Origin of the sequence: Pseudomonas sp. PAMC 26793 (genome assembly GCF_000313235.1) — a bacterium.
GTDB classification, from domain to species: Bacteria; Pseudomonadota; Gammaproteobacteria; order Pseudomonadales; family Pseudomonadaceae; genus Aquipseudomonas; species Aquipseudomonas yamanorum.
This window is the reverse complement of sequence record NZ_AMXG01000038.1, coordinates 610,315-616,440: the sequence shown is the minus strand read 5'-3', so window position 1 is coordinate 616,440 and position 6,126 is coordinate 610,315. Positions and strand designations below refer to the sequence as shown.

The window sequence follows — 6,126 nt, the reverse complement described above, 5'->3', positions numbered from 1 at the left end:
AGGCCTGCCGCCAGCGTTCAATCTGAGCCATGATCAAACTCTTCAGTTCAAACATCTTTGGGTTTTTAAGAAACCCTAAACTTGGCTCAGCAATCGTTGGTTACATCTTTGATTTCTCGCGGAGTAACTTGTGATGCTGATAATCTTGTTGACTATCAGTCTGACTCCACAAGCACCCACACGAATTGCTTGATTCAGTTGTTAAAGAGCGGTTGGTTAAGATCTTTCGTCTCAACCGAGGCGCGCATTCTACAGCAGCCTCATTTGCTGTCAAGTGATTATTTTCAGAAGTTTTCAAAGTTTCCTTTGTAACTTCAACCACTTGCGCTTCCGATCTCTCGTTAGCGGGAGGCGAATTCTACAGCGTTACACGCTGCTGTCAACACCTCTTTTTCTCCGCTTTCGACCGAGAAGATCGAACCGTTAATAGGGCTAAACAACACGGCCTTACTAACTCCTTCTGGGCTTCGATGACCTGAAGCAACTCGCTGTCGAAACTTACATAACTCTTTGTTTACCAAGGAGTTTTCCGTTTCGACTGCGCCGGAAGTGGGGCGAATTATAGACTTCCAGAATCTGCCGTCAACACCTTTTTTCACAATACTGTCATATCGGTCAAAAAAGCCCTGAAAAGCAAAGGCCGGCCCCAAGGGGCCGGCCTTCTACTGACCGAACCTACAAGCTGGGAAAGGCAAACTGCGACGCCTCATGACTGGCCCGTTGCGGCCAGCGCTGGGTAATCGCCTTGCGACGGGTGTAGAAACGCACCCCATCCGGCCCATAGGCATGCAAGTCGCCAAACAGCGAACGCTTCCAGCCACCAAAGCTGTGATATGCCACCGGCACCGGCAACGGCACGTTGACGCCAACCATGCCCACTTCGATCTCGTCACAGAACAACCGCGCCGCTTCACCGTCACGGGTGAAGATGCAGGTACCGTTGCCATATTCGTGATCGTTGATCAGTTGCATAGCCGCTTCCAGACTGCTCACCCGAACCACGCACAGCACCGGCCCGAAGATCTCTTCTTTATAGATACGCATCTCTGGGGTCACGCGATCGAACAAGCTACCGCCCAGGAAGAAACCTTCTTCATGGCCCGCAACACTCAACCCACGACCGTCGACCACCAACTCAGCGCCCGAAGAAACGCCGTCTTCTATATAGCCACTGACTTTATCCCGCGCCTGGCCAGTCACCAGCGGCCCCATGTCCAAGCCGCAGGAAGTGCCCGCACCAATCTTCAGCGCCTTGACCTGCGGTACCAACTTGGCAATCAACGCATCCGCCACCTGGTCGCCGACACACACGGCAACAGAGATCGCCATGCAACGCTCACCGCACGAACCATAGGCCGCGCCCATCAAGGCGCTGACTGCATTATCCAGGTCTGCATCCGGCATCAGCACCGCATGGTTCTTCGCCCCGCCCAGCGCCTGTACACGCTTGCCGCGCTTGGTAGCTTCCGAATAGATGTACTCGGCGATCGGCGTCGAACCCACAAAGCTCAACGCTTTGACTTCCGGCGCTTCGATCAGCGCATCCACCGCGCCCTTGTCGCCGTGCACCACGCTCAGCACACCTTTAGGCAAACCGGCTTCCTGCAACAGTTGTGCAATCAGCAGCGTCGAGCTTGGATCACGTTCCGACGGTTTGAGGATGAAGCAGTTACCGCAGACGATCGCCAGTGGATACATCCACAGCGGCACCATTGCAGGGAAGTTGAACGGCGTAATACCCGCCACCACACCCAACGGCTGAAAGTCAGACCATGCGTCAATGTTCGGGCCAACGTTACGGCTGTACTCACCCTTGAGGATTTCCGGCGCCGAGCACGCGTACTCCACGTTCTCGATCCCACGCTTCAGCTCACCCGCCGCATCTTCCAGGGTCTTGCCGTGCTCTTCGCTGATCAGTTGGGAGATCCGCGCTTCGTTCTGTTCCAGCAATTGCTTGAAACGGAACATCACCTGGGCACGCTTGGCCGGTGGCGTGTTGCGCCAGGCCGGGAAGGCCGCCTTGGCCGAGTCGATGGCGCTTTGAATGGTTTCGCGGCTGGCCAACGGCACCTGGTGAATCACCTGGCCAGTCGACGGGTTATACACGTCAGCCGTGCGACCGTTCTCGGTCACCAGTTGGCCGTTGATCAAATGCTGGATGAGGCTCATGCAGGGCTCCTGAAAAGTTGTTCTATATAGAAGGAGAAATCAGTCGATCTTGTTCAGCACTTCGCCGACCGCATCGAACAAGCGATCCAGGTCCTGCGGCTTGCTGTTGAAGGTTGGCCCGAACTGCAAGGTATCGCCGCCAAAGCGCACGTAGAAGCCGGCTTTCCACAAAGCCATGCCGGCTTCGAACGGACGCACAATCGCATCACCGTCACGCGGCGCAATCTGGATCGCACCGGCCAGGCCGTAGTTACGAATGTCGATCACGTTCTTGCTGCCCTTCAGGCCGTGCAGCGCATTCTCGAAATGCGGTGCGACTTCGGCCACGCTCTGCACCAGGTTTTCCTTCTGCAGCAGGTCGAGTGCCGCCAGGCCGGCCGCGCAGGCCACCGGGTGAGCCGAGTAGGTGTAACCGTGTGGGAATTCCACCGCGTACTCAGGCGTCGCCTGGTTCATGAACGTCTGATAAATCTCAGTGCTGGCAATCACCGCGCCCATCGGAATCGCACCGTTGGTGACTTGCTTGGCAATGCACATCAGGTCCGGGGTCACACCGAAGCTGTCCGCACCAAACATCGAACCGGTACGACCGAAGCCGGTGATCACTTCGTCGAAGACCAACAGAATGTTGTGTTGATCGCAGATCTCACGCAGACGCTTCAGGTAACCCTGTGGCGGAACCAGCACGCCAGCAGAGCCTGCCATCGGTTCAACAAATACTGCGGCGATGTTCGACGCATCGTGCAACTCGATCAGCTTGAGCAGCTCATCCGCCAAGGCAATACCGCCCAGCTCCGGCATGCCACGGGAGAACGCATTGCTCGCCAACAGGGTGTGAGGCAGATGGTCAACATCCATCATCGCCTGACCAAAGATCTTACGGTTGCCGTTGACGCCGCCCAGGCTGGTACCGGCGATGTTCACACCGTGGTAACCACGGGCACGGCCGATCATCTTGGTCTTGGTCGCCTGGCCTTTCAGGCGCCAGTACGCACGCACCATCTTGACGGCGGTATCGGCACACTCGGAGCCGGAGTCGGTGAAGAACACGTGGTTCAGGTTACCCGGGGTCAGGTCGGTAATCTTTTCTGCCAGCTGGAACGACAATGGATGACCGTATTGGAAGCCCGGCGAGTAGTCCAACGTGCCCAGTTGCTTGGCAACCGCTTCCTGGATTTCCTTGCGGGTGTGCCCGGCGCCGCAGGTCCAAAGACCCGACAACGAGTCATACACCTTGCGCCCCTTGTCATCGGTCAACCAGCTGCCCTCGGCCGCCACGATCAGGCGCGGGTCACGATGGAAGTTGCGGTTGGCGGTGTACGGCATCCAGTGCGCGTCCAGCTTCAGTTGGCTGGCCAGGGTGGACGGAGCGTTTTCGGGCATGTTCATGAGCAAAACCTCGCAAGGCGAAAGGCAGCGTAGGGATTTGAAAAGCGTTGTTGCAGCTAAATTGCCACGGGGATAAAGTCGGTGAAATCCAACTCTTCTAACCTTCAGTCAGGCCTTCACTAAACTATGAGCAGCCGTCGACCCGACCCACTGGCCCAAGTCAGCGACTTCGATATCCGCCTGTTGCGCATCTTTCGCAGCGTGGTGGAATGCGGCGGCTTCTCGGCGGCGGAAACCGTCCTGGGGATTGGTCGCTCGGCCATCAGCCAGCAAATGAGTGATCTTGAGCAACGCCTCGGCCTACGCCTGTGCCAACGCGGGCGGGCGGGGTTTTCCCTGACCGAGGAAGGGCGCGAGGTGTACCAGTCGGCGTTGCAGCTGCTCAGCGCCCTGGAAAGTTTCCGCACCGAGGTCAACGGCCTGCACCAGCACTTGCGCGGCGAGCTGATCATCGGCCTGACCGACAATCTGGTCACCCTGCCCCACATGCGCATCACCCACGCCTTGGCGCAATTGAAGGAGCGCGGCCCGGACGTACAGATCCAGATCCGCATGATCGCCCCCAATGAGGTCGAACAAGGCGTACTCGATGGCCGCCTGCACGTCGGCGTAGTCCCCCAGGCCAGCGCCCTTTCCGGCCTTGAATACCAGCCGCTGTACAGCGAGCGCTCGCTGCTGTACTGCGCAGTCGGCCACCCGCTGTTTTATGCCGACGATAAGCAACTGGACGACGAACGCATCAACAGCCAGGACGCCATCGCCCCGACCTTCCGCCTGCCCGCCGATATCCAGGCGCACTACCAGGCACTCAACTGCACCGCCAGCGCCTCGGACCGCGAAGGCATGGCCTTCCTGATCCTGACCGGCCGCTACATCGGCTACCTGCCCGACCACTACGCCAGTCTGTGGGTACAACAAGGCCGACTGCGCGCGCTGAAACCAGCTACACGCTTTTACGATTTGAGCCTCGCTTCGGTCACGCGCAAGGGCCGTCGCCCTCATTTGGTGCTGGAAAGCTTCCTCGAAAGTCTGGCCGCAACGCGCTAACACGGGCCTTGCAGAAAAACCTGAGCAGCTGGACAGCTTTTTGCAAGACAAGGGGATCTCGAACCATCAGCCATGAGCTCCCCACCATGTCGCCAGAATCCGAAAACCCAAGTGACCTGATCTACGGCCTCAACGATCGGCCCAAACCTTTGCCTGCATTGCTTGCTGCGTTGCAGCATGTACTGGCCGCGTTTGTCGGCATCATCACTCCCCCACTGATCATCGGCTCCACCCTCGGCCTGACCGCTCACCTGCCCTACCTGATCAGCATGGCATTGATGGTTTCCGGAGTAGGTACCTTCATCCAGGCGCGCAGGCCGTTTGGCATTGGCGCCGGGATGATCTGCCTGCAAGGCACCAGCTTCGCGTTTCTCGGCGCCGTATTGTCGGCCGGGTTTATGGTCAAGCAACGCGGCGGCAGCCCGGAGGACATCCTGGCGATGATCTTTGGCGTGTGCTTCTTCGGTGCAGCCGTGCAGGTGGTGTTGAGCCGGTTTATCGGCCAACTGAGAAGAGTGATCACGCCCCTGGTCACCGGCATCGTCATCACTCTGATTGGCATCAGCCTGATCAAGGTCGGCATCACCGACTTGGGCGGCGGCTTCAACGCCCCGGACTTCGGCGCCCCGACCAACCTGGCACTCGGTGTGTTCGTGGTAATGACCATCATCCTGCTCAACCGCTCGAACACCCCATGGGTACGCCTCAGTGCCATTATCATCGGCCTGGCATTGGGCAGCCTCGCCGCCTGGTTCAGCGGAAAACTGGTGCCCCAAGCGCTGCCTGACTTGCCATTGATCAGCCTGCCCACACCGTTTCACTTCGGTTTCAACTTCGACTGGAGCGCTTTCCTGCCGGTGGCACTGATTTATCTGATCAGCACCATCGAAACCGTCGGCGACCTCACCGCCAATTGCATGATCGCCCGCCAACCCATCAGCGGCCCTTCCTATATAAGCCGGCTCAAGGGCGGCGTGCTGGGGGACGGCATCAGCTGCATGATCGCCGCCACCTTCAGCGCCTTCCCCAACACCACCTTTGCCCAGAACAACGGCGTGATCCAACTGACCGGCGTCGCCAGCCGTTACGTCGGCCTGTACATCGGCGTGGTGCTGTTTTGCCTCGGGCTGTTTCCGCTGATCGGCGCGGTGCTGCAACAAATCCCCAAGCCGGTGCTGGGTGGGGCAACCCTGGTGATGTTCGGCAGTGTCGCCGCCGCCGGCGTGCGCATCCTCGCCCAGGCCCCGCTGGACCGGCGCAGCATGCTGATCATCGCCACCTCGTTCGGCGTCGGCCTGGGGATCGCGGCCCAACCGAACCTGCTGCACCTGATGCCAACGCTGGTGCAGAACCTGTTCGACTCCGCCATCACCAGCGGCGGCCTGACCGCCATTGTGTTGTGCTTGTTACTGCCCGAACCCAAGACCACCGCAGATGCCGCAAACCGGGCCCTGGAAAGCGACACTCTGGAGCCGCTTTGACGGTTTTATCGTATCGGGACTTGTCTGGGGCTTGAGGGTG

At 58.9% G+C, this 6,126-nt stretch carries 4 protein-coding genes; 2 read left to right on the top strand and 2 right to left on the bottom strand.

The features are described from left to right. Positions 1 to 675: 675 nt before the first annotated feature. Both D109_RS0120250 and D109_RS0120245 read right to left on the bottom strand, forming a co-directional pair. Positions 676 to 2,169 carry a CoA-acylating methylmalonate-semialdehyde dehydrogenase gene (locus tag D109_RS0120250; protein WP_017478478.1) on the bottom strand — a complete coding sequence of 498 codons (1,494 nt, stop codon included), beginning with the start codon at positions 2,167 to 2,169 and terminating at the stop codon, positions 676 to 678. 39 nt (positions 2,170 to 2,208) lie between these two features. Further along, complete coding sequence (locus tag D109_RS0120245; RefSeq protein ID WP_017478477.1) at positions 2,209 to 3,558, bottom strand: aspartate aminotransferase family protein; 1,350 nt, start codon at positions 3,556 to 3,558, stop codon at positions 2,209 to 2,211. A 126-nt stretch (positions 3,559 to 3,684) separates the two neighbouring features. Between D109_RS0120245 and D109_RS0120240 the strand changes: the two genes are divergently transcribed. Both D109_RS0120240 and D109_RS0120235 read left to right on the top strand, forming a co-directional pair. Further along, complete coding sequence (locus D109_RS0120240) at positions 3,685 to 4,605, top strand: LysR family transcriptional regulator (RefSeq protein ID WP_010174131.1); 921 nt, start codon at positions 3,685 to 3,687, stop codon at positions 4,603 to 4,605. 86 nt (positions 4,606 to 4,691) lie between these two features. Then, the gene (locus D109_RS0120235) at positions 4,692 to 6,086 is read left to right on the top strand and encodes a uracil-xanthine permease family protein (RefSeq protein ID WP_017478476.1); all 1,395 of its coding nucleotides are present in this window, start codon (positions 4,692 to 4,694) and stop codon (positions 6,084 to 6,086) included. Positions 6,087 to 6,126: the final 40 nt, after the last annotated feature.

What these genes read in the sequence shown, in the direction of transcription:
- D109_RS0120240 (WP_010174131.1), top strand. Translation starts at nt 3,685, where the DNA reads ATGAGCAGCCGTCGACCCGACCCACTGGCCCAAGTCAGCGACTTCGAT.
- D109_RS0120235 (WP_017478476.1), top strand. Translation starts at nt 4,692, where the DNA reads ATGTCGCCAGAATCCGAAAACCCAAGTGACCTGATCTACGGCCTCAAC.
- D109_RS0120250 (WP_017478478.1), bottom strand. Translation starts at nt 2,169, where the DNA reads ATGAGCCTCATCCAGCATTTGATCAACGGCCAACTGGTGACCGAGAAC.
- D109_RS0120245 (WP_017478477.1), bottom strand. Translation starts at nt 3,558, where the DNA reads ATGAACATGCCCGAAAACGCTCCGTCCACCCTGGCCAGCCAACTGAAG.